This is a genomic window from Pedobacter westerhofensis (assembly GCF_900182595.1).
Taxonomy (GTDB): Bacteria; Bacteroidota; Bacteroidia; order Sphingobacteriales; family Sphingobacteriaceae; genus Pedobacter; species Pedobacter westerhofensis.
Genome location: NZ_FXTN01000002.1, coordinates 319,385 through 342,064 on the forward strand (window position 1 = coordinate 319,385; position 22,680 = coordinate 342,064).

Annotated in this window: 21 protein-coding genes; 18 read left to right on the forward strand and 3 right to left on the reverse strand. The window is 41.8% G+C overall.

Annotation, left to right across the window (positions count from 1 at the left end; all coding sequences use genetic code 11):
• Positions 1-5: 5 nt before the first annotated feature.
• Entirely contained in the window at positions 6-899 is an 894-nt protein-coding gene (locus FN831_RS04120) for a TssN family type VI secretion system protein (RefSeq protein WP_142526948.1), read from the reverse strand.
• 116 nt (positions 900-1,015) lie between these two features.
• Here FN831_RS04120 and FN831_RS04125 point away from each other — a divergent pair, with 116 nt between their 5' ends.
• On the forward strand, positions 1,016-1,954 hold the full coding sequence (locus FN831_RS04125) for a type VI secretion system baseplate subunit TssG (protein ID WP_142526949.1): 939 nt from the start codon (positions 1,016-1,018) through the stop codon (positions 1,952-1,954).
• A 12-nt stretch (positions 1,955-1,966) separates the two neighbouring features.
• Here the strand turns inward: FN831_RS04125 and FN831_RS04130 are convergent, their stop codons facing one another.
• Positions 1,967-3,820 carry a type VI secretion system baseplate subunit TssF gene (locus FN831_RS04130; RefSeq protein ID WP_142526950.1) on the reverse strand — a complete coding sequence of 618 codons (1,854 nt, stop codon included), beginning with the start codon at positions 3,818-3,820 and terminating at the stop codon, positions 1,967-1,969.
• Between the two features lie 84 nt (positions 3,821-3,904).
• The gene (locus FN831_RS04135) at positions 3,905-4,339 is read right to left on the reverse strand and encodes a GPW/gp25 family protein (protein WP_142526951.1); all 435 of its coding nucleotides are present in this window, start codon (positions 4,337-4,339) and stop codon (positions 3,905-3,907) included.
• 136 nt (positions 4,340-4,475) lie between these two features.
• Between FN831_RS04135 and FN831_RS04140 the strand changes: the two genes are divergently transcribed.
• The 17 genes from FN831_RS04140 to FN831_RS04220 all read left to right on the forward strand — a co-directional run bounded on the left by FN831_RS04140 (position 4,476) and on the right by FN831_RS04220 (position 22,676).
• Positions 4,476-4,997, forward strand: a complete 522-nt coding sequence (locus FN831_RS04140; RefSeq protein ID WP_142526952.1) for a hypothetical protein — start codon at positions 4,476-4,478, stop codon at positions 4,995-4,997.
• A gap of 2 nt (positions 4,998-4,999) precedes the next feature.
• Complete coding sequence (locus FN831_RS04145; protein ID WP_185960378.1) at positions 5,000-5,491, forward strand: type VI secretion system transmembrane protein TssO; 492 nt, start codon at positions 5,000-5,002, stop codon at positions 5,489-5,491.
• 24 nt (positions 5,492-5,515) lie between these two features.
• Entirely contained in the window at positions 5,516-6,463 is a 948-nt protein-coding gene (locus tag FN831_RS04150; RefSeq protein WP_142526953.1) for a PKD domain-containing protein, read from the forward strand.
• Positions 6,464-6,469: 6 nt separating this feature from the next.
• Positions 6,470-8,821 (forward strand): type VI secretion system protein TssR domain-containing protein, encoded by a 2,352-nt coding sequence (tssR, locus tag FN831_RS04155; protein ID WP_142526954.1) that lies wholly within the window; start codon positions 6,470-6,472, stop codon positions 8,819-8,821.
• A gap of 10 nt (positions 8,822-8,831) precedes the next feature.
• Positions 8,832-11,342, forward strand: a complete 2,511-nt coding sequence (locus tag FN831_RS04160) for an ATP-dependent Clp protease ATP-binding subunit (protein ID WP_142526955.1) — start codon at positions 8,832-8,834, stop codon at positions 11,340-11,342.
• A gap of 51 nt (positions 11,343-11,393) precedes the next feature.
• Positions 11,394-11,840, forward strand: a complete 447-nt coding sequence (locus FN831_RS04165; RefSeq protein ID WP_142526956.1) for a hypothetical protein — start codon at positions 11,394-11,396, stop codon at positions 11,838-11,840.
• A gap of 37 nt (positions 11,841-11,877) precedes the next feature.
• Positions 11,878-13,269, forward strand: a complete 1,392-nt coding sequence (locus FN831_RS04170) for a DUF5458 family protein (RefSeq protein WP_142526957.1) — start codon at positions 11,878-11,880, stop codon at positions 13,267-13,269.
• A gap of 139 nt (positions 13,270-13,408) precedes the next feature.
• Positions 13,409-13,978 (forward strand): NAD(P)H-dependent oxidoreductase, encoded by a 570-nt coding sequence (locus FN831_RS04175; RefSeq protein WP_142526958.1) that lies wholly within the window; start codon positions 13,409-13,411, stop codon positions 13,976-13,978.
• 126 nt (positions 13,979-14,104) lie between these two features.
• Positions 14,105-14,500, forward strand: a complete 396-nt coding sequence (gene tssD / locus FN831_RS04180; protein WP_142526959.1) for a type VI secretion system tube protein TssD — start codon at positions 14,105-14,107, stop codon at positions 14,498-14,500.
• Between the two features lie 38 nt (positions 14,501-14,538).
• A complete protein-coding gene (gene tssD, locus FN831_RS04185; RefSeq protein WP_142526960.1) occupies positions 14,539-14,934 on the forward strand; it encodes a type VI secretion system tube protein TssD in 396 nt (131 codons plus the stop codon).
• Between the two features lie 305 nt (positions 14,935-15,239).
• Positions 15,240-15,635, forward strand: coding sequence for a type VI secretion system tube protein TssD (gene tssD, locus FN831_RS04190; RefSeq protein ID WP_142526961.1), 396 nt, complete (start codon positions 15,240-15,242; stop codon positions 15,633-15,635).
• A gap of 56 nt (positions 15,636-15,691) precedes the next feature.
• Positions 15,692-17,527 (forward strand): type VI secretion system Vgr family protein, encoded by a 1,836-nt coding sequence (locus FN831_RS04195; protein WP_142526962.1) that lies wholly within the window; start codon positions 15,692-15,694, stop codon positions 17,525-17,527.
• 2 nt (positions 17,528-17,529) lie between these two features.
• Positions 17,530-19,107 (forward strand): T6SS phospholipase effector Tle1-like catalytic domain-containing protein, encoded by a 1,578-nt coding sequence (locus FN831_RS04200; RefSeq protein ID WP_142526963.1) that lies wholly within the window; start codon positions 17,530-17,532, stop codon positions 19,105-19,107.
• 1 nt (position 19,108) lies between these two features.
• Entirely contained in the window at positions 19,109-20,116 is a 1,008-nt protein-coding gene (locus tag FN831_RS04205) for a DUF2931 family protein (protein WP_142526964.1), read from the forward strand.
• 8 nt (positions 20,117-20,124) lie between these two features.
• Entirely contained in the window at positions 20,125-21,294 is a 1,170-nt protein-coding gene (locus tag FN831_RS04210) for a DUF2931 family protein (protein WP_142526965.1), read from the forward strand.
• A gap of 111 nt (positions 21,295-21,405) precedes the next feature.
• Positions 21,406-21,678, forward strand: a complete 273-nt coding sequence (locus FN831_RS04215) for a hypothetical protein (protein ID WP_221931262.1) — start codon at positions 21,406-21,408, stop codon at positions 21,676-21,678.
• 8 nt (positions 21,679-21,686) lie between these two features.
• A complete protein-coding gene (locus FN831_RS04220; protein ID WP_142526967.1) occupies positions 21,687-22,676 on the forward strand; it encodes a hypothetical protein in 990 nt (329 codons plus the stop codon).
• Positions 22,677-22,680 lie beyond the last annotated feature (4 nt).

Here is a 22,680-nt window from a genome sequence, read left to right on the forward strand (position 1 = left end):
TCGGTTTATATAAAGATTGATTCGTCTCCTGTTATTTGTGGCTTATTGGCATTCTCAGATACCCTCTTGGCATAGATTGTAACCTTCTCGGTAATGGTGTTGTTGAGGATATCCAGGTCCGGGTCGATAAACACATTTTTCTTAAAGAATGATGTTTTGATAAAGAATATCCATTTATAAGATTCATGTTCCTCGCTGTAATACTTAACGGGGCTTTTGGGGAACTTGAGGTTATAATCTTCAATGAATTTATAAAACCATTCGCCAAAGATCATGTTCTCCGGTGCTTTTGCTTTCACCTTGATCGGCTCTGGGTCATTTGTATTTTTATACAGTTCCAGTTCGAGCACCAGGAGGCGGTCAAAGTCAAGGTGATCCATCTCAATCTGTAACGGTGTAGCAGGATACTGCCAGATCTTATAAATTTCTGTAGGGATGCTGATCAGTGCAACATATGCCCACCAGAAAAGCAGAGGAATGATAAAGGTAGTAATACTGGTTGCTGCCCAGAGGCCAAAATAAATGTCACTGAGCCAGTTAAAGGTAAGCTGGAAAAGGAAAAATCCGAGCAGGGCGCTCACCAGCACGGCAAAGATAAAAAAGAGCTTTCTTTCCAGCAATTCAGCGGGGTAATATCGCGTGGCCAGATAAACAAAAAGGCATCCTGCAATAAGGTAATAGATCTGGCAGATAATATATCCCCAGGGCATGAAATCAAAACTGAGAAAACCCATTAAGCCGGGTAGCGCCAGCACAATACTTAATATCAGGATACTGATGATCAGTCTTTTGTTATTAAGAAACTGATTCTTTTTATTGACAATAGAGATTAAAGCTGCGGAAACGAGAAAAATCAGTGGAAATAATAAGTATCGGAGAAAAAATGATTGAACGTCCATTAAATTATACTTGATGTTTATTTTAATGTCTTTACAAATATGATACCTTAAAATTATTGTAATAAAGATGGTATAATTATTAGGGGTATAAGAGGTAATCATAACCCAAATTATACATGAAGCCAAGTTTAAATCTCAGGAACAATCTGGACACAGACTACAAGGTGATCACAAAAGCTGCAGAGCTGATCGAAAGCGGAGATTTTGAAGATGATCAGATTGTAGTATTGCCTGTGGGTGGGCGGAAAAGCGCTTTTGCAAAGGACCTGGAAAACCATTCCTTTTACTATTCGGATAGTAAACGTAAAGACTGCCTGGTGATTGAACTAAACAGAGAGGGGCTGTATGATATGCTTCCTGAAGGGCTTTTTCATCAGCCTCCGACCGGCAGTTCAGGTTTTTCTGAGCAGGAAATGATTGAGGATGTGCAAATACGCAGGGCAGAGGAAAAGGATGCAAGGAAATTTTTTATGCCTTTTGAAGCGGAACTGAATCATCTCAGAACGATCCTGGAACTCTATGAAAACAAACTGGATAAGAGAACTACCTACAACGATCTTACAAGGATCTTTGGTGCCGAATGGAAGGAGTTTGAACTGCTTGACAATGAGCAGAGTATTATCTGGATGCACTTGTTGCCGTTGATCAGTGAGAAGCGGAACAATCTGGAATTTCTGGGTCAGCTGCTGTCCTCTCTGTTTAAGCTGAATGTTAAGGCGGCGTTGAATGATGCCAACCTGAAACGTGTTCCTATCGCGGAGAGCATGCAGTTTGTATTGGGGGCTGGCAGCCTCGGCATAGATGCTGTCATCGGCAATAGCTTTCTGACTGATGAAGAAGAAGTAATCATCAGCATAGGGCCTGCTGATACGGATAAGCTTGTCCGCTTTATGCCTGGCACCCCTGCTGCCTGCATCATCGACCTGGCAGTGTCGTATCTTATACCTGTAGGAAATGAGGTGAGCATCAGACTTGTAGCAGACACAGCCAACCAGTTAGGCTCACTCGGTGCAGAGAGCAATAACTCTTTCCTTGGATTTACAGTTTATCTTTAGCAAGCGTGCTGCTTAAGTCAGCAGCATTCTGTAATGAATATTCATAATGCTGCGGTTTACAAGTTTAGACTGTGTAAGTTCCAAAATAGACTTCCATTCCTCTTTGCTCAGTTCCTGTTGATTTGCCGGTGTAATCAGGATGTCCGTTGTCTTGATAAATCCTGCCTTTGGATCAGGGGCCACCATTAGCCCTTTGGCAAGTTTAATCCCTTTAATTTTGCTTCCAAGTTCATATGTGCAAAAATTGATCACGTCTGCCTGCGTGACGATCCTGTTTCCTGTCGTTAATCCATATTTAAAGGCCTGAACCCGGTTAGCCGCATTCAGACGCGATCTGCCACCCTGGCTGTTGCTCAGGAGGAAGATACTCTCCGGTATCATTTTGCTATTCTCAAACGATTGCAAACGGCTTCCCGATCTGATCTGGTTGCCGAGTTCTGCATTAGTGGTCCAGAATTCGAGGAACATGATATCTGCGTTGTTCAATGGCTTTACGATAATATAGTTGAGCAGCTCCTTGATCGTGCTCAGCTGTGCCTTTGTTTTCTGTTCGATGATGGAAATGTTTTGCTCCAGTTCTTTCAGAGCACTATTGAGGAAGTCCGAACCATAGGCAGAAAAAGATGCCTTTTCGTCCCTCAGCAGTTCGAAAAGATAATCAACCACCTCTTTCGCGTTTCTGTTGTCAAAGCGTTCTGAGCCACCGTAACGTATAGAGAACGAGCCTGCATTGCTATCGTCATCATGATTGTGAGGGATTTCTGTATAGGAGTTGCCCATTTTATCGCCCAGTGAGTGTATGCTGAGAAACTGATCGTGGTCCTGCACCTTCACTGGGATAATATTGGTCATCATTTTTAAACGGTGTTTCAGATCATGGATTCGTTTATTGACCACCGGGAAAGCATTTATGGATATATGCAATTCATCCAGCATCACTTCAGTAATCGCAGCGGGGAAAACCACCTTTATCCACAATATTTCCTTTCGCAGGTTGACCAGGCTGGCGGGCGAAAATACCTGTTCAAACTCTTTAGGATATAACTGCAAATTAAGATGTTGCGGAATAATGTTTTCGTCGTCTATAGTTAAGAACCTATTTGCATAAAAAGCATGTACGTCTTCCGTGAGTACATTTAGGATATCGTGATCATCAAAGGGGGAACTGGCGTTCAGCTTAGGATTAAGGTAAAACTTACCGAGAGTGGTATTAACCGGCAAATTATTAACCGACCACTTGGAAAGTGACACCAGGTCGTAAATATCGCTGTTTACTGCATAATTTCTCCAGTCGAAATAGAAACTAAGGCCATTTAGTATCTTAAAAGTGGAATGGGGGTGTATTCCCAGATATAACGTGTGCTGTTCAATGGACGCGCCCTGGTTTGTATGGGTTAATAGCGATTTATTATGCTGACTGTCAATCTGAAAAAGATTTCTTCCGCTGGCAAGATACATGACATCTGCATTAAATACTTTAATTGGCTTCAAGGGGCTGAAGAATATATCAGCCGCGTTTTCTGTACTGTTTTCATTCTTATCTTTCAATTTCTTTTTATAAAAAAACTGTGTTTTAGTCTCGATGATCTCTGTAGGCTCATGCGGGCGGGCATGTGCAATCGCATGTGCCGGTAATGCCGAAGTAAGGGTGTCTGAGGCTAAAATACGTGAAATCTTGTCTAGAACCCGGTTTTCCAGATTTTGCACATCATTGGATACATTGAATAACTCAGTACTCAATGCTTCAATAAGAAGTTTTACCAGCGGATCAAAATCACTGGTATTCTTTATTCCCCAGAAGTCGCGCGCATTTTTTAAAATCCTGTTCCTGATTTCATCTTTTGAAGAATAAAATATGTTTTTCATTATCAATTGAAATAATATGTTTTATAAGATTATAATACTGTATATAATTTAGTTCAGGGTATCATCAAAATAGAACAGTTTCTTCTAACTTGATAGCGGGCTTAAGAACAACGCAGTATTAAAAAAGTATTTTTCGCCCGTAATATTTATTTTAGCCCTGATAGATATGTCTACTTTCTTCTTTATTTCTGTAACATTCCTGATGGTAAATGACTTCTCTACTTCAGTCATTTTTATTTCAACTTCTACCTGGTACAGCCTCTTTTCATAGTCAGTGATTGATTTTAACAGAGATTGCCTGAATTTTTCTTCCCAGGTAGTCTCGCTTACGATCAGCTCAAAATCGAGGTCCCATATTTCGCAACCAAAATTACTGTTGTGTCTGTGCTCGTCAAAACGTGTAAAGATAATCAGCTCAATGTGCTGTGAAATGGACTTCCCGGCGTCTGCCTCCCGGAGATCTTTGTTTTCAAAAATATTAATTAATCGAAATGGCTTATTGTATAAGTAATCTGACATATGATGCTATCCAATGGAACAATAATTGGTAAATGGTTAATCAATATTACGTCCAGAATTCAGCAGAGTAAACATCTGAAGAAAATTGTGACCTGATACCAGGATATTATTTACATGCACCTTATAACCTCTCATCATGAAGCCTATCAATGCGCAGGAACTTTCACGATCGTACAGAATTTTTATTCTGAACTTTATACTGCTGACTTCATTCGCCCTTATATGCGTTTATCTGTTCTTTGCCTCTTCTAAATATGAGTACGAGATTCTGGAAGATAAGGTAAAGAAAACTGATCAGTTGCTTTCAAAGCGTAAAGAAATCAATACACGGTTTGATATGATCTCGCTGCGGTTCAAAGAGCTGTCAAAATATACTTCTATCAATTCTGAAGAATTGAATAACCAGGCAATCTTGCTTGAGGATATCCAGAATAATAATTTCAAGATAAAGGAGATGATCAAAAAGCAGCAGTCGGGAGCGAGCAGTTTTCTGCTCTACAAAAAGATGTCTGATGATGTCACCCAGATGGCGGGTATTGAAGATTCCCTGTTCACAACCAGATTTCAGATTGAAAATGTAAGGACCCAGATGGAATCCTGTTTACATACGAACCAGGCAGCGGCCGACAGATTAAGGGCCGGCAGATTCAGAAGATAATTATGATCAAACTAAGTATAAAAGAACGGAGGGAACAGTTCCTTTTTTTCATTGCAATATTTCTCTTTACCACAGCGCTGCTGAGCTTTGGACTTTTCCACGACTTCGGGGATGAGAGAATGGTTTCCAAACAGGACCTGGCAGACAAACTCTCTCAGGATGCAGAATTTGAAGCTACAGTAAAGGAGCAGCGGGCTACAGTTGATTCTACTTACAAACAAATTATCAGTTTCGATCCCGGTGTGCAGGCTGTTTTTCTGGAAAATGATATCAAAAATTCTTTGGCATCTATTAAATCGATTTATGAAAGAAAGGCGTATGACCAGCGTTATAAGTCCTTCCTTGAAGTCTCGCAGTTATACAATGATCTCTTTTATAACAGGCGGGAACTGAAAGGAAATAACAGTGATATCGAAAAGCTGAGCAAGTCGCTCGAAGACTGTAAACTTTCAACACGCCAACTCAGACAAACAATAGGTAATCAACCAAGATAATCATATAAATAAATACCAGCATCTATGTCCGATACGACTACTAATGGAAAATCAGTGAGCAATAATTCGCAGGGATATATTTTCCTGTACATCTTTATTGTCATCCTAATCCTTGCGGGGATCATCTTTCTTTTCAAAAGTTCGCTTTTTGATAAACGTACAGTGGATGCAAGAATCCTGAAAGATGAATTGTATTTAAATGAAGACCTGGTCTTTACAGACAATACAAGGAATGCCAAAAAATGGCTTTGGGAATTTGGTAATGGAGCCAAACTAGCAACCCAGAACGGTAATTACCGTTATTCGAAAGCCGGTTCTTACATTGTGAGGCTAACCGTTGACGGGCAGTTACGTGAGCAGTTCCCGGTAACAGTGAGAGATACGGTAACTTCCGCGCCGGATACGGTAGTGAGTATCAGTGGTCCCACTTCCGGCGTAATCAACGAAGAGGTGAGGCTGGAAGCCGAAGGCAAAGCCAATACCTTTCAGTGGTCGTTCGGAGAAACAAACCGGGTTGACGTAAAAGGCAGGACGGCCTTGTATACTTTTCATACGCCGGGCAAGTTTCTCGTCAAACTGAATACGGACAACAGTATGAGGCCAGTGTATCATACTATTTTTATCACTGACCCTAATTCTGACTTGGATACGGATATCGTGGAACCTGGGGAAGGAGAACGTAAAGTAATTGACGACATCAGGGCAAGGTTACAGGCAATTGCCGATGGTGCTGACTTTAATTCCAATTATTACTACCTCACCAGAAGGTATATGTGCAACAATGAAAAGGTTACTGTAGCCGTTGATCAGGATGGCGCAAAAAAATCGACCGACTTCTATTCTTACTGTATGGGGCTAACCTTTGGCGGCGAGATCGTGGTTGACGAAGCGCAGCTAACGATCAGCCCAAATTCTACCTGTGCCACCCTGGTAAATATCAAACAACATTCTGCTAATACCGTAAAAAAATAAGAACCTATGAAACGAATTATATCTCTTGCTATCCTTTTGGTCCAGGCAGTTTTTGTGATGGCACAATCGCCTTCGGCATTTGGAAAGAAGGTAAATTATATGCCCAAAGCTTTTGAAAAACCATCTGCAGCAACGAATGTGACTGACGAGGGTGGTAAAACAAAGCTGCCATGGGTTGTATTTTCAGACCGTGATGAAAATTACACTACCACAGCGCCCGGTGGAAGCCTGATTATGAAAAAGCTCAATTTTATGGAACCCTTTTATGTTTCTAAAGAGGAAAACGGCTATGTGAAGCTGATCAAATACAAGGCTGGAATGATCAGGGGCAGAAAAATTAATGATAAAAAAAGTGCAATCAGCTATGGCTGGATCCCCGTTTCCAAGTTACTGCTGTGGCAGCGCTCATATTCCAACCAGAAATCCGGTTATCCGGAAAAATCAATTGCCATCATCAACGGTAACCTGCCACTGGTGCAATCAAAATTCTACTACGACAATACAGACTCTGCCTATGTGTATACTACCCCGGAGCTGAAGAAAAAGGCGACAAAGGTGAGGCTGCACGAAATCAACTACATCTTTAAAAAATCTGAAGACGGCAAAAAATACCTGATCGGAAATGAAGATCAGCTGGTGGCAGACAGTGCAAGGAAAAGCATTTACGGATGGATTGCCGCAGATGCAGTGCACAGCTGGGGCGACCGTCTCTACATTGCTCCTGCAGCTACAGATTCTTTTGACCTGAGCGATTCTCTGTCTGTAATGCTCAGCGGCGCGCATACCGACCCATTGCTGGATGTGAATGACCTGATCCTGAGATCAGCTCCGGTAATGGATGATGAAGGCGGAAATTATACGATTGGTGTTGCCAGTGATGTATACAAGAAAAAAGATAACAAAATTATTACCATCAGCGGGGCTGCGCTCACCTACCCGAACTATCTGGCGCTGAGGAAGAATATCCATAAGATCAATGTGATCTTTGTGGTTGACGGCGGTACGCCCATGACGAAATACTTTGCAGGCCTGACGAATACGATCCAGTCTTTTGAAAACATTTTTAATGAATATGGCAGAGGTAACAAGTTAAGCTATGGTGCAGTGGTTTACCGTGGCGAATCTTGCTGCAGTGCCACTGGCGTAACCGCTACTCCGGCATTGTCTACCGATTACAGAAAGCTGATGGCTTACCTTACTGACGAAGCGAAAATCACCGAAAGGTGCGAAAGCAAAGTGGCCAACCAGCCTGTGTACGATGGCGTGAGAGCGGGATTAAACCTCCTTAAAAAACATACCAATGAGACTAACCTGATTGTACTGGTAGGCACCACCGGCAATGCCAATTCTTCTTATCAGCTGAACCAGCTGGTAGATGAGTTTGTTGCGGCCGATGCCAGGTTACTTGCCATACAGATGTACAGTGACTACGATCAGTCTTTTAACAACTTTGTTCTGCAATCCAAGAAACTGGTTTCAGAATCGGCAGTATATGCGGCGAAAAGGAAAAGGAGGTTCCTGGTAAAAGGAGAAGGGCTTAACGATACGCAGGCTTACAATACCAGCCAGCTTGATTCTATTTCGTATTACCTGGATTATCCAAAGAACAGCCTGATCCAGGGCGGGGTAGTGTTCCCTACAAAGGGCTCTGTAAATTCTAACGAATCAATGAACATCGCGATGCGCCGTTTTATCAAAGAAACCGATATGGACATCAGCAATCAGATCAGTTCACTGGACAGCGCTTTCAGGCTTACAGGAATTGACCGCAGAAACTTGTCGGCAACTGTAGAAGGGCAGCTTGCTGCACCTGTATCAGATGAGGTAGCTGATCATATGCCGCACAATGGGTTCAAATATTATATGACCTCCACGGTTCCCTCTGATATTGTTTCCAAACACAGAAGCACCATGCAATATGCGCTGGTGCTGAACTCGATGGAGTTTAAACAGCTGAACGATGTGTTCTCGATGATGACCGGTCAAAACCTGCAGATGGACCAGTCATCCTTCAGGAAAAAACTGGTGGGCAACTACATCGCTATCCCAAGGGTATTGCTGGGCAAAGATATTTCAAAAGGGGATGTGAGGTCGATGACCCTTGGCAGCTACCTGAAGATGGTAACCGGTTTGCCGGTTGAAAATGAGTTGCTGACCAAATATACAGTGGTAGATCTTAAAAGATCAGGGCGGATGCCGCAGGCAGATTTTGAGGCGTACCTGAAATTTCTGATCAGCTCTACGGAAGAGATCAGAAGAGGGGTCCAGTTTGGGCAGCAATTCATCTCAAACGGAAAAACCTACTATTATATCACTGAGAACAATTTTGTACAGAAAACCGAAAAGGAAAATCCTTAGCACATAAATTATGAGTCTTACTAACATCAGTGAATCTGTTAAACTGGCATTGAGGGTAGCACAGTCCCTGGCTAAAGAATATCATAATCCGGAATTTACCGCTGCACACCTGTTAAAGGGCTTGATGCACAAGGAGGTAGGGTTGAGGGGCTTTTTGTCTTCGATAGGGAAGGACGAAGAGTACATCAGTGAATGGGCGGAAGTGCGCATCGAAGAACTGGAGAAGATTGCCGCTGCGCCGGATGAAGTAAAGGGCAGCCGGGAGATTGCGATGGTGTTTGAAGAAGCTGACCATATCAGAATCAAACTGGGGCTGGACCTGATCACCCCTGTGTGTGTGCTCACAGCATTGTGTAAACCCACTGTTGGTTTTAAGCCAGACCAGCTCAAGTCTTTTCCGATCAAGGAACGTGAACTGCTGGATCTTTATATTAAGGACGAGGAGCTGCAGGAAGCGGTATCACCTGCCGGAGGGGCAGCCGGGAATCCGGAAAAAGGCAAAGGCGCTTCGGGCGCCCTCCATAAGTACTGCATTGACAGGATTGCCCTGGCCAGGGACGGTAAGACAGATCCGATCATCGGCAGGGATAAGGAAGCCAGGCAGATCATGGAAATTCTTGGCCGCCGCACAAAACCTAATGTGATCATTACCGGGGATGCTGGTGTAGGCAAGACTGCATTGGTAGATGGTTTTGCGCAGGATATCATTGCCGGCAATGTTCCGGAACTGCTAAAAGATGTCCAGTTGTTTGAGCTTGACCTCGGTTCTCTTATTGCTGGTGCCTCTTACAAAGGAGAGATAGAAGACCGTCTGAAAAACATACTAAAAGAGATCAAGCAATTTGATAAAGCGGTTTTGTTTATTGACGAGATCCATACCCTGCTGGACAGCAAAGGCCCTATTGGCGGGGGCGTAGGCAATTTACTGAAACCGGAACTTGCCAGAGGCGAGATCACGGTGATCGGGGCAACAACCATCGATGAATACCGTAAGATCATTGAGCCTGAGCAGGCTTTCAGCAGGCGCTTTGAGGTGCTGCAGGTGAATGAGCCCAACGAGGCTTCAGCCATTAAAATGCTGCAGAAACTGACAGAAAAATATGAGGAGCACCACCAGTTGAAGATCCATCCGGAAGCTATTCCGGAATGTGTGAGGCTGGCGAAACGGTATATTAAAGACCGCAGGCTCCCTGATTCTGCATTCGACTTGCTTGACAGGACGATGGCTGCGATGAAGATGATGAATGACACCTCTGAAAAAGTCCTTGCAGAACTGAATGTGTCACTTCAGGACTTGTCGGCTGCGGATGAAACCGATCTTCTAAACGATTATAAATGGCTGTACAACCAGCTTCAGGATAAAGTTAGCCCCGTTTTACTGGGACAGCTGACAGATGAAACACAGGTGGAAACCTTTGAGCAACCTGACGAATATCAAGAATATCTGAGGAGAAACCTGGATGCACTGCAGTTATTGGCGGCTGAAAAAACAGCCGAAGTAGGCAGGCAGGATATTGCATCCATCGTTTCCTATAAAACCGGCATCCCTTTAGGAAAGATCCAGGCACAGGAGAAAGAAAAGCTCCTGAACATGGAGCAATTTCTGAAAAGGAGAGTGGTTGGTCAGGATCAGGCTTTAAAAGCTGTTTCTGACGCCATTCTTGAATCCCGGAGCGGACTGAACAAAAAGGGACAGCCCATTGGATCATTCTTTTTGCTGGGACCAACCGGAACCGGAAAGACGGAGCTGGCAAAGTCTATTGCTGAGTTTCTCTTTAATGATGAGAAAGCGATGATCCGTTTTGACATGTCTGAGTTTAAAGAGGAACACTCTGCTGCTTTGCTGTATGGAGCGCCTCCGGGATATGTAGGTTATGAAGAAGGAGGATTACTGGTGAATAAAATCAGGCAGCAACCTTACTCTGTGCTGTTGTTTGACGAGATAGAAAAAGCACACCCTTCAGTTTTTGATACCTTTCTGCAGATCCTGGACGAGGGGCATATGCACGACCGTTTGGGAAAAGAAGGAGATTTTTCAAATTCACTGATCCTTTTTACTTCCAATATAGGAAGTGAGTGGATTGCCGGGCAGATTGCTGAAGGCGAATTTCCAAAATCGCAGCAGCTGATGGATATCATGGCAGCGCATTTCAGGCCTGAATTCCTGGCACGCTTATCAGAAATTGTACCCTTTGCGCCAATCAGCGAGAAGAATGTGGTGCGGATATTTGAGATCCAGCTGAAGAGCCTGATTGATGCCCTTTACAAACAGGGGATTGGTTTTGAAATTGATGAAGAAGCCAAAGCCATGCTGGCGCTGAGTGGCTTTACACCAAAATATGGTGCGCGGCAGCTGTCTGGCGTGATCAGAAATGAACTGCGAAGGCCGATTTCCAAATTTATCATTTCAGGAGAATTGAAGAAAGGTTTTACGATTCTCATTAAAAAGCATCCTACGGAGGAAAAACTGGACTGGGAGATTATATCAGTACTGCCAGTTAATGAGCTGGAAAACAATTAGTAACAAATTAATGTATTAGTAACAGAATATAAACCCTTAAATATCAACACTATGTTTAATTATGAAATTGGCGGTAACGAAAGAAAAATCGATACCTCAGAAGCATTCGCAGATATTGCCTTCAATAAAACACTTTTTATACAAAAACTGACCGATAACGAACCGATTAAGCCAGAAAAAGTGGAAGGTTTAAAAACTGTTCAGGAGGTTTTTAATCATTATAAACCAAGTGTTCGTGTGGGATTTGAAAAAAATGATGGGTCTCCCGTGTCGGAAACGCTGCAGTTTGGCAACCTGGGTGATTTTTCGGTAAAAAGCATCATTAATCAGAGTAACCACCTGACGAATGTAAATATCGAAAAGGAAATGTCGCTGAGTGTGATCAAGCAACTGAAATCGAATAAAACACTGAAGTCTACGCTTGATGATGCTGAAACAAAAAATGCGTTTATCAGTGCTTTGAAAAACTTTATAGCTGAATTGGAAGAAAATAAATAGTCAGGCCCAGGCCTGTTCACAATTAAAAATATAAAATATGTCAACTCCCGAAGAACAAAATATATCACAGGATGCCTCACAGTCGGCCGGCTATAAACCCGCTGAAAGAGAAGTGCAGGAAAAACTCTCCCTGCAGGAGAGTCTGGATAAACTAGCAAGAGTAGGTGGTTTCGATTTGCTGGAAGCAACAGTAGACGGGCTGCAAAACCTTAATCCCGACCGGAAAGCCAGGAAGCAGATATTCCTTACCGGTGATGAGAAGAAAAAGGAGCGGGAAGAACTGAAGAAAAAAATCCAGTTATGGATCGATGTGCTTGAAGAATCTGATTCTGTAGCCGCTATGGTGGAGAAAAGCACCGAAAAACTACAGGCTGCGGAAGAAAACCTGAACAAGAATATCGCTACCGCACTGGAAACTACCAGAGAGCTGGAGCAGGCTTACCGTTCTGTAAATCTCTTTTATCAGAATACAGAATCTGATAAACTTAAAAATGTTGTATTGCTGAATGCTTCCATGGACCAGATCAAAGATCTGGATAACCCGAGGTTTATTGATTACGTGGGCGATGAGCTGAAGCAGAAATACGACCGTCTGGATCTTCGTGAAAACTATTCACTGATGGTTATTCCGGGGTATATGGGCTCCAATAAGGTTGTTGAAAAATGGGGCAAGATTGCACATGAGAACAAGGCTATGCTGGTAACGGATTTTGCCGATCTGGATCAGCCTGATGATGTGATCGACCTGTTTACTTCGGCAAACCTGACTGGCGGTGAGGCTTTCCGTTCTAACGTGATCATGACTTGCAATTGGCTGGTAGGCAGGGGCAAGGTTGCTGAAGTTGGGGAGGAAGACGACCTTACTGTTCCGGGATCGGCAGCACTGGCCGGCAAGATGTATTACACGCTGATGTCGCAGGTAACGGCTGGTAAGAAACACGGTGCCATCAATGATGTGGACGGTGTAAAGTTTGACCTGAAGAAAAGTGAGATCTCGCACCTGGAACGTATTGGTTTGGTCCCGATGGTGAATGAATATGGAAAAGTTATGGCGTTCTCTGCCAAAACGCTGTTTAATGGTGATAACATTGGCCTGCAGACTTATTCTGTAGTACGTGTGTTTGATTATGTGACCAAAGTACTGTTCGATTTCTTAAACAGAAGGGCTTTTGAAAACTGGACTTCTAAAACAGAGCAGGACCTGCGCGGGCAGATTGTAAAATTCCTGGATGGGATCCAGGGGCCTGAGCGCCTGATAGAGCGTTTCAAGATCATGCGTTTTGAACGTGACGAGGTGCAAAAGGACAAAATTCATTTGGATATCCACATCACCCCATATTTTCCTGCAAAAAGTTTCGTAGTGAAACTGGACGGGCAGAAGGGCGAAGATGAGGAAACCACCTGGAGCTCAGAGTACGCCCAGCAATAATCTGACATCATTTTCATGAAATAATCCGGGCAGATTGAAAAAATCTGTCCGGATATTTTTTTATCGGCCTCCTGCATTTCCTGACTTAACAATTTCTTTATAATTTAGCACCCGAATCTTTACATGGATTCTGAGGTCTATGAAACAGATACTGATCATTAATGGTGATCCTGAGAAAACCGATGCAACGAGCCACCTAATCAATGCATACCGTAAGGGTGCAGAGGAGGCTGGTGCGCATGTCAGGGAAATCACTATTGTTGATCTGATCTTTAATTCCAACAAGCAGTTTGGTAACCGTGTGGCAGAGCTGGAGCCTGACCTGAAACGTGCGCTGGACCAGATCATCTGGGCAAGCCATGTGGTTTTGTTCTGTCCGGTATATCTTTCATCTATCCCCGCGCGGATCAAAGGCTTCTTTGACCGGCTGTTTATGCCAGACCAGGTATTTCTTTCCAAGAGCCAGAGTATCAGGAACAATTTCAGTGGAAAGTCGGCAAGGATTGTTTCTATCCTGGACCAGGAAACATTTGAGTATTGGAAACAAGACAAAAAGGTGACATACCTGTCTATTAAAAGAAACGTATTTGAAAATTGCCGTTTTCATCCTGTGCATACGAACACGATCGGGCAGCTGTACTCACTGGATAATGAATACAGCAAGAAGTGGTTACGTAAGATGCAGAGCTTTGGCAGCAAAATAATGTAGCGTTAAAGCCCTTGTACGGCATGTTAATATCTTTTTCGTCTATGATATTGATTATGAGCCGAATTGGCAAACTTTTTGATTGATGTTGATCGTTATTAAATAATTTCAACCCTAAAACAAAAAGTTATGGCTTTCAAAGCAAGATTAGACTTTTCGGGCAAGGAGTACGATGTGCTCCATTGTGCCTATTCCCTAAACCGTGATGTAGATGCAAAAGGAAGGCCTTCTTCCGGAGTGTATGGTGGTACGATCGATATTGAGATCGAATCAACTGAAGACACTTCTGTCATCGAAGCAATGGTAAACAACCAGTACAAACCTTTAACAGGAACTTTGCTGATCAAAAAATCAGAAGAAGATGCCAAAATGAAGGAAGTACATTTTGAAGACGGATACATTGTTAAGTATTCTGAAGGAATCAACATCACCGGCGATAATCCGATGACATTAAAATTCCAGATCTCTGCCCGTAAATTGAAACTGGGTAACGCTGAGCACGTTAACGACTGGCCAAAAGCGTAATCAAAATTAAGGAAGTTTAACATTAAAAAATCATTATCATGGCTTTTAAAACCAGATTGACTCTTGGATCTAAAGAGTTCGACGTGCTGCAAACCAGCTTTTCATTAAACAGAGACGTAGATGCCAAAGGGCGTCCGTCCTCAGGAGTTTACGGTGGAACGATTAACATTGAAGTAGAATCAACAGAGGATACTTCAGTAATCGAATCAATGGTAAACAACCAGTACAAACCACTTTCAGGAACTATCGTGTTCAAAAAAGGAGAGGAAGATGCTAAAATGAAAGAGCTTTCTTTCGAAGACGGCTATATCATCCAGTACAACGAGGGGATTGCTGTAAACGATAACACTCCAATGACTTTGAGTTTTGTGATTTCGGCCAGAAAGCTGAAAATCGGCAATGCGGAACATACCAACGACTGGCCAAAAGCTTAGTCATTAACCATATAAACTTCTGCCTGTTCATTCAGGCAGAAGTTTATTGTTGTACCGTTTCAACTCAATGTGTAGCATAAGTCAACACTTATGTGTCAGCAGTTAATTTGAATACTACACATGATTATTTTTTTGTTTTTATTTCGCGGCTTTTATAGCCATGCCTGAAATAAAAAGAAATACTGATCCCGATAGTGGCTGGTTCTTCATGAAAATTAGGTGGTATAAGGCCCTTGAATAACAGGTCAAAACCGTAATTTTAGATCAATTAACAAACATTATCAAACACAAAAAGAATACACACAATGGCTTTTAAAACCAGACTGAATCTCGGATCAAAAGAATTCGATGTGCTGCAATGCAGTTTTTCATTAAATAGAGATGTAGATGCCAAGGGGCGTCCGTCATCAGGAGTATATGGTGGTACGATACATATCGAAATTGAATCTACAGAGGATACTTCTGTGATCGAATCTATGGTGAATAACCAGTACAAAGCGCTATCTGGAACTATTGTTTTCAAAAGAGGAGAGGAAGACTCAAAGATGAAGGAACTGTCTTTTGAAGATGGCTATATCATTCAATATACTGAAGGTATAGCAGTGAATGACAATACCCCAATGACATTGAGTTTTGTGATTTCTGCACGCAAGTTAAAGCTTGGGAATGCGGAGCACGTGAACGACTGGCCGAAGGCCTGATCGCATTTTAATGCCGTCTGATTTGACGGGCGGCTATGTAAACCAAAAAGATCCCTATGGAAAAGAAGATAAACCTGGAAATACATATTGATGACCGGGAGATTGTTCATTTTAACTCGCTTAAAATTACGCAGGCCTTTAACAGGCATCACGAATTTGAGCTGATCATCAACCAGGATGTTATAGAACAGACCGGATCTTTTAAAATAGACCAGTCAAAATCATGGATTGGTAAAGAGTTTATCGTGAGCATCGATCATGGAAATACAGACTTTAAAGGAATTGTATGTGAAGTAAATCTGTTCCAGAGCCATGGTTTAAGGGGCAACCTGATTATCAAGGGATATTCTCCCACTATTTTGCTGGAAACAGGCGGGCGACTGGTCTCTTACAGCGATACACAGCTGGAAGATATTGTAAAAAAGATCACTTCTGGCCTGGCTTCCAATGCAATGGAATATGTCATTAAACCAGAATACAAGGAGAGCTTAAAATACATCACGCAGTTTAAGGAGAGCAATTTCAGTTTTATCAACAGACTGAGTGCCGAGTATGGAGAGTTCTTTTATTACGATGGCAAAGCGCTGCACTTTGGAAAACCAACTGAACAGAAGTCGGTTGTCCTGGTACATGGGCAGAACCTGAATTTCATGAATTCTGGTGTACGCATCCTTCCCGTCAATTTTTCTTACTATTCCTACAGGTCAGAAGAAAATTCAAACCTCGATGCAACTGCGCCCGGTCAGCTGGAGGGATTAAATGATTTTTCCCGTCATGCTTTGGAAGAGTCGGGCTCGGTATATGACGGGGCGGCAAATCAGCCGGTGAAACCAAGAGTAGAAAACAAGAGCCAGCTGGATAAGCTGGCATTAAAACATAAGCAGGCAATGGCCTCAAACCTGTCGGACATTACAGGTGAAAGTACGAGTACAGCACTGAACATCGGCAGCATTGCTGATGTACATGTATCGCGTAAAGACCCTACAGGGATCTTTAACCAGGAATCTTTCAGTAAGTTTCTGATCACAGAAATCTCTCATCACGTAGATGGATTAAATCGTTATACCAATACTTTTAAAGGTGTTCCTTCAGAAACTGAGGTTCTTTCCGTTGCAAATGTCCATGTGCCACAGGCAGAGTCGCAGATTGCGACGGTAACCGATAACAACGATCCTTCACAAACCGGCCGCGTAAAGGTTCAGATGCTGTGGCAGAAGGATAACTATACCACGGACTGGATCAGGGTGCTTACACCTGATGGCGGGAGCAGTGAGCCTTTTGCAAAAAACAGGGGTTATGTTTTTATTCCTGAGGTTGGTGACCAGGTGGTTGTGGGCTTCAGGTACAATGATCCGGACAGGCCCTTTGTTATGGGCAGTATTTTCCATGGGAATACCGGTGCGGGCGGTTCTGATGCCAACCACATGAAAAGTATTACCACAAGAAGCGGCCATTTGTTAGAATTTAATGATGGCCCTTCAGGACATGGAATTACGATCACTGATATCAATAAGAATATTATACATATTGATACTACCGGCAACAATATCACCATTACCGCCAATGAGAACATAACATTGAATGCGAAGAACATGCAGATCAATGTGACGGAGAACCTGGATATCCAGGTAGGTAAGGATCTGAGTACGATGGTAGGTACGAATGCGAATACGCAGATCGGTGAAAATAACATGATCAATATCGGTGCGGATTATTCTTTAAATGCTGCCAATATTTCGGAAATAGCGGTCGATGCTTTTAAAAGTGAGGCGGTCAACATCACAAAGACTGCTTCCGGCGAGCTCAATATCAACAGCATTGAGGGCAGTATTACCAAACATGCGGCTAAAACCATTCACAATAACAGTGGCGAGAAAAGTAACCTGTTTTAGATATGGGGAGCAACGGAAATATCACAAAGGTATCGAACGGACATTTGACTGAAACTGCGCAAAAGGAGTATACTTCTTATGCGAAAACGATGCAGTCTAATGCTGCGCATAAGGTGAATGAGCATTCGGGGGATGGGGTGGAGTTTGGGGAACCTGAAGAAATGGTTACAACAGAAGATCTGGAAAATATTACCGTAGGTGTTTTCTTTGATGGAACAGGAAATAATAGGAATAATATTGACCGTAGAGATGACAAGCATTCATCTGTCTACCATGATAAGACTACTGGTTGGAAATGGAAATGGCAGGATAACACAAGTTACGAAAATGATCGTACTAATGTTGATCACCTGGAAAAGATGTATCGTAAGGAAACTCTTTACTTCTCCATCTATATCGAAGGTATTGGAACTATGAATGATCAATATGACAATAAAATTGATATGGGATTGGGAAATGGACTTACAGGTATTAGAGCTAAAGTGAGGTTTGCATGTGAGGAATTAGTAAAGAGGATTCAATCAGTTACAAAAAAAAACGTTGCTAGACTTACCATTGATGTATTTGGCTTTAGCAGAGGTGCTGCCGCTGCCCGTAATTTTGTTCATGAAATTACAAAAGCCGCATATAATGCACATCCTGGAAGTGCCAGTTATGATCTTTCTGTATTGTATGATGCTGATGGCTTGGTAGTTTCAAATAATGAGCTCCCTGCCCGGGGGCATTTTGGATTGCTGTTGCAGACATCGCAAAAGAAAGTGAGTCAAGTAAATATAAGGTTTGCCGGATTGTTTGATACCGTCTCTGCCTACAATAAAAATCACAAAGATGATGTAAGTGAATTATATCTGGATGCTATAAATAAGGCTTCAAAAATTGTTCATTTAACAGCCGCGGATGAAACACGTGAAAAGTTTGAGCTGGTTTCTGTGACTAAAGCGGAATCAGAATTTTCAATTCCTGGGGTTCACTCTGACGTAGGTGGAAGCTATAGGGATAATGTTAATGAACATGTTTCTCTTGCTGAGGAAATGACATCCGTATTAAACAGAGAAAAAAATATTAGTAATGTAAGGAATGGTTTGATTGAGCAAGGCTGGTACAGATCTTGGCAATTTAAAAATGAACAGCCTTATAAACTTACTGGAGACCGAACTTTAAGTAATAAATATAGTTTATTACCACTCCATCTGATGTTTGAAATGGGGCAAACTACCTGCCATTTCTTAACAACACTTATTGATAAGAAACTATATCAGATCCCGACCGTGCCCATAGGTAATTCCAAACTTGTTTTAAGCGATGTCTACGCGCGCTTAAAAGATTATGTAATCTTAAAAACGGCTTCTTCGTTAATATATAATACACCGCGTCAATTAAAATCGATAAAGAAAATGGTGGATATGGGTGTGTATCCCTTAGAAAAATATAAAGCATCTTATGATGATCACGAAATGTTATTTGAATTGCGGAATAAATACCTTCATTTTTCGTCAAATTGGGATGGTATCGGTCAAGAACCGAATCTTAATAAGCAGGGTGAGAGAGAAAGAGATAACCTTAATTTGATCACTAAATAATATGAAGCGATTACTAATATTGACGGTAGCCATCGGCTCATTTACAATAAGCGCTTGCCAGGAAAAAATGAAAAAATACGATTGGATACCAACTGAATGTGCACCTAAAGATTACCCCGTACAGATCTACAGCGGCCACTTTTATTATGGCGATAAGGGAAGTATTTATGTTCCTGATGGACGGGCGGTAAATTATGGATGGGGTGAAGAGGGCTCGATTAATATTGCTGGGGATAAATTCAAAGAATCTCCTCATACACTTGAGCTTACCTGGATTTCATTCACGGAGAAAAAGAATTATTTTGCCAGGTTTAATCTTGATACAAAAAAAATAGATTCATTGTTTGCTGCTGGTTATCCAACAGATGTGGGTGACGGAAAGGGAACTTATCACGAAGTGAAGGTAGGAATGGCGCCAGGTGGATATGTGGTACTCTGGCTAACGGCAGAAAGAAGTAAGCAAGTGGAAGTCGGTCAGTTTAGAGCCAAGGTCACTGGTGAACTCGATTGGAAAAAAGTATATCCTGATATGGGTGGGACTTTCGATGAATATAGTAATGCTATCGTTAGTGATTTAAGTGATACCATAAAGCAGCAAATGAAAGATCATACCATTCCAATGGGCTACTGGGAAAGCTTGCGAAAACGCTATCTATGGAAACCTGTAATTGAAAGTACTGCTGAAGTCAAAAGAATTGATTTTGACTATGCGAATAAGGAAAGGGATTTCATATTTGGAGAGGCTCTAAATAATATTACGGTTAAGCCTACCGCAGTGATTGAAGAATTAAGCGTCTACTGGCTTGATGACAAAAAGAGGGAATTGCGCACAGAGATTAAATTTAATGAGCAGGAGGCTTTTAAGCTTTTTTCTGAAATCAAGGATGATGGAGAAGGCCAATTGGTAGTTCATCTAAATAAAGATAAACCAGATGCCACAGTCGAAATTAAATACAAAGGCAAGCAATTTGTTTTTGAAGAGTTAAAGGTTAAAAGTTTTTACAGATAAATCTGGATATGAAAAAAGTAGATTTCACCGATCAGTTTTACTTAAAGTTGCAGCTTAAGCCCCCTCACTTCAGCAGGAGCTATGGGGTACTGTACACTTTTACTGAGGGTGACTATCTTAAACTATCGATCAGAGGTTCGACAAAATCTTTAGCCGGACTGAAGATCTATTCGCAGAAATGGGGCAACTGGATATTTTTAGCGTTTGCACTCATATTTTTATCTCTTAACGCATGTGACGGGCATGTGAGAAAATATGATTGGTTACCTACTGAGTGCGCTCCTGAAAACTATCCCATTATGATTTATGGCGGAACTATATTTTATGGCGAAGAGGGAAGTATATACATTCCAGATGGTAAAATCGTTCAGCGTGGGTGGGGATCAGACGGATCAACGCATGTAGCTGGAGATGCATTAAAGGAGGCGCCAAAGGCTATTGATTTGAAATGGATATCCTATGCTGAAAAGAAAAATTACAGCGGCCATTTTTTGCTTGAAAAAGAGAAGATTGATCAAATATTTCAGCGTGGATATGAGGATATACATTTGCCGAATGGTCGTGCTGAATATAATAGAGTAAAAGTTGGAATGGCACCTGGTGGAGTTGTAGTTGTATGGGTAGCGGGTGCGGGGAACATGGTTGAGGTTGGCCGGTTCCAGGCTAAGGAGGTGGCAGATCTTGATTGGAAACAAAAATTTCCAACAATGGAAGGAACAATGAAAGAATTTTCTGATACCGTGACTAAAGCTCTGCCAGACACTATTAAGCAGCAAATCGCAAACCATAAAATTCCTTTCGGATTATGGGATAAATGGAGGCAAAGGTTTGATTGGAAGTCTGAGTTTGCGGGCTTTGGAAACATACATGAAGTAGCTTTGCTTTACTTCAACAAAGAGGAGCAATGGTTGTATCAGATACAGACTATCCCGTTTGAACAGCGTGCACCAATTGAAAAACTTGATATTTTCTGGACCGATAATCTACAGCGGGAAATACGAACTGAGATTAAGTTCGATGAGGATGAGGTTTTCAACACGTTCGGGCAAGCAGGAAATGAGCAAGCTACTTTATTAGTAACCTTAGATTCTAAAAAAGACGAGCTGCTGATCCGCTTAAAGCTTAAAGATAAAGAACTTCCATTCAAAAAATTCAAGTTCAAAAGTTATTACAGATGATGACAGACTTGGGTTCCTAATTGAAAGTTTTTTCTGTGGGTAAGAGTCCTTCAAAATGCAAATACATAGTGTGTTCGTTACCAGCACAATGATCAAATTAATAAGATAAAGATGAATCGAATGAATCAACATATTGTTGCCAAAATAACAAGCTTCTTGAAAGTTGTTACTGTGCAATCAATATTCTTCATTCAAATAGCCTCATGTCAAGGTTTTAATCATAAAAAATACGATTGGATACCAACTGAATGTGCACCCAAAGATTACCCTGCACAGATCTACAGCGGCCACTTTTATTATGGAGATAAGGGAAGTGTTTATGTTCCTGATGGACGGGAGGAATTTCTTTTTAAAGAGTTAAAGGTTAAAAGTTTTTACAGATAAATCTGGATATGAAAAAAGTAGATTTCACCGATCAGTTTTACTTAAAGTTGCAGCTTAAGCCCCCTCACTTCAGCAGGAGCTATGGGGTACTGTACACTTTTACCGAAGGTGATAAAACTCATACTATAAAATACAATCTTGATGTTACCTATGTAAAGACAATCATTGACAGGGCGAGGATCTTTAAACTGGAAAGAACTACTCCTGTATATGTCAATGACATCGAACCTGATCTGCTGGTAGATGAACTGGCCTATGAATGCGGTAAAATATTTTATCCGCTAATGATTGAAGTGGATTTTGACGGCAAGTTTCTCAGCGTTCTCAATCATTCGGAAATCACAACCAGGTGGAAAGAAAAAAAGATTGCTGTTAGCGAGTATTTTAAAGGTGAACTAACAGAGAAATACATTCAGTTGATGGATAGTGCAATCGCGACACCCGAACAGGTTACAGAAATATTTGCGAATGATTTGTTTATCTCAGTGTATTTCTCTTCAGTGTATAAGTCCTACACTTCCCAATATGCTATTAAAAGGAATACCACATTTCCGATCCTCGGACAGGCCGCTGCTGTATTATTTGAAGTTGCAGAGACTATAGATCAGGACCTCAATGAAGCAGATAAAATAGAAATCATCCATCAGGGGACGATAATTGATGAGCGCAGTAACCGCGATCTGAAGGAAGAATCCAGTTATCCGCTGTCAAAGTATGCTTATGAAGGTGAAATTGGTGCCACCGGCAACTATTATGCTTTGTACAGGCTTGATGCTGAAACCAAAGCAATATTCTCAATAGTGGCCGACTATGTACTGGATACTGAGCCCACTCAGAAAACACAGGTTAAAGTCTTTGAACTGATAGAAAAAGTAGTAGAAAAGGAAGATGTAAAGCAAGAAAATAATGGCCCTGCCGAGATGTTCATCATTGATGGAAGACACGAAAAGAAAGAAAGTAAGCTGGGTGGTATATTCAATTTTTTATTAGGAAAATAAGTAA

Excerpts from the sequence above, each read along its gene's own strand:
- FN831_RS04200 (WP_142526963.1), top strand. The coding sequence starts at position 17,530 with ATGGGGAGCAACGGAAATATCACAAAGGTATCGAACGGACATTTGACT.
- FN831_RS04135 (WP_142526951.1), bottom strand. The coding sequence starts at position 4,339 with ATGTCAGATTACTTATACAATAAGCCATTTCGATTAATTAATATTTTT.
- FN831_RS04170 (WP_142526957.1), top strand. The coding sequence starts at position 11,878 with ATGTCAACTCCCGAAGAACAAAATATATCACAGGATGCCTCACAGTCG.
- FN831_RS04220 (WP_142526967.1), top strand. The coding sequence starts at position 21,687 with ATGAAAAAAGTAGATTTCACCGATCAGTTTTACTTAAAGTTGCAGCTT.
- FN831_RS04175 (WP_142526958.1), top strand. The coding sequence starts at position 13,409 with ATGAAACAGATACTGATCATTAATGGTGATCCTGAGAAAACCGATGCA.
- tssR (WP_142526954.1), top strand. The coding sequence starts at position 6,470 with ATGAAACGAATTATATCTCTTGCTATCCTTTTGGTCCAGGCAGTTTTT.
- tssD (WP_142526960.1), top strand. The coding sequence starts at position 14,539 with ATGGCTTTTAAAACCAGATTGACTCTTGGATCTAAAGAGTTCGACGTG.
- FN831_RS04165 (WP_142526956.1), top strand. The coding sequence starts at position 11,394 with ATGTTTAATTATGAAATTGGCGGTAACGAAAGAAAAATCGATACCTCA.
- FN831_RS04125 (WP_142526949.1), top strand. The coding sequence starts at position 1,016 with ATGAAGCCAAGTTTAAATCTCAGGAACAATCTGGACACAGACTACAAG.
- FN831_RS04150 (WP_142526953.1), top strand. The coding sequence starts at position 5,516 with ATGTCCGATACGACTACTAATGGAAAATCAGTGAGCAATAATTCGCAG.
- tssD (WP_142526959.1), top strand. The coding sequence starts at position 14,105 with ATGGCTTTCAAAGCAAGATTAGACTTTTCGGGCAAGGAGTACGATGTG.
- FN831_RS04205 (WP_142526964.1), top strand. The coding sequence starts at position 19,109 with ATGAAGCGATTACTAATATTGACGGTAGCCATCGGCTCATTTACAATA.
- FN831_RS04140 (WP_142526952.1), top strand. The coding sequence starts at position 4,476 with ATGAAGCCTATCAATGCGCAGGAACTTTCACGATCGTACAGAATTTTT.
- FN831_RS04195 (WP_142526962.1), top strand. The coding sequence starts at position 15,692 with ATGGAAAAGAAGATAAACCTGGAAATACATATTGATGACCGGGAGATT.
- FN831_RS04120 (WP_142526948.1), bottom strand. The coding sequence starts at position 899 with ATGGACGTTCAATCATTTTTTCTCCGATACTTATTATTTCCACTGATT.
- FN831_RS04210 (WP_142526965.1), top strand. The coding sequence starts at position 20,125 with ATGAAAAAAGTAGATTTCACCGATCAGTTTTACTTAAAGTTGCAGCTT.
- FN831_RS04145 (WP_185960378.1), top strand. The coding sequence starts at position 5,000 with ATGATCAAACTAAGTATAAAAGAACGGAGGGAACAGTTCCTTTTTTTC.
- FN831_RS04215 (WP_221931262.1), top strand. The coding sequence starts at position 21,406 with ATGAATCGAATGAATCAACATATTGTTGCCAAAATAACAAGCTTCTTG.
- FN831_RS04160 (WP_142526955.1), top strand. The coding sequence starts at position 8,832 with ATGAGTCTTACTAACATCAGTGAATCTGTTAAACTGGCATTGAGGGTA.
- tssD (WP_142526961.1), top strand. The coding sequence starts at position 15,240 with ATGGCTTTTAAAACCAGACTGAATCTCGGATCAAAAGAATTCGATGTG.
- FN831_RS04130 (WP_142526950.1), bottom strand. The coding sequence starts at position 3,820 with ATGAAAAACATATTTTATTCTTCAAAAGATGAAATCAGGAACAGGATT.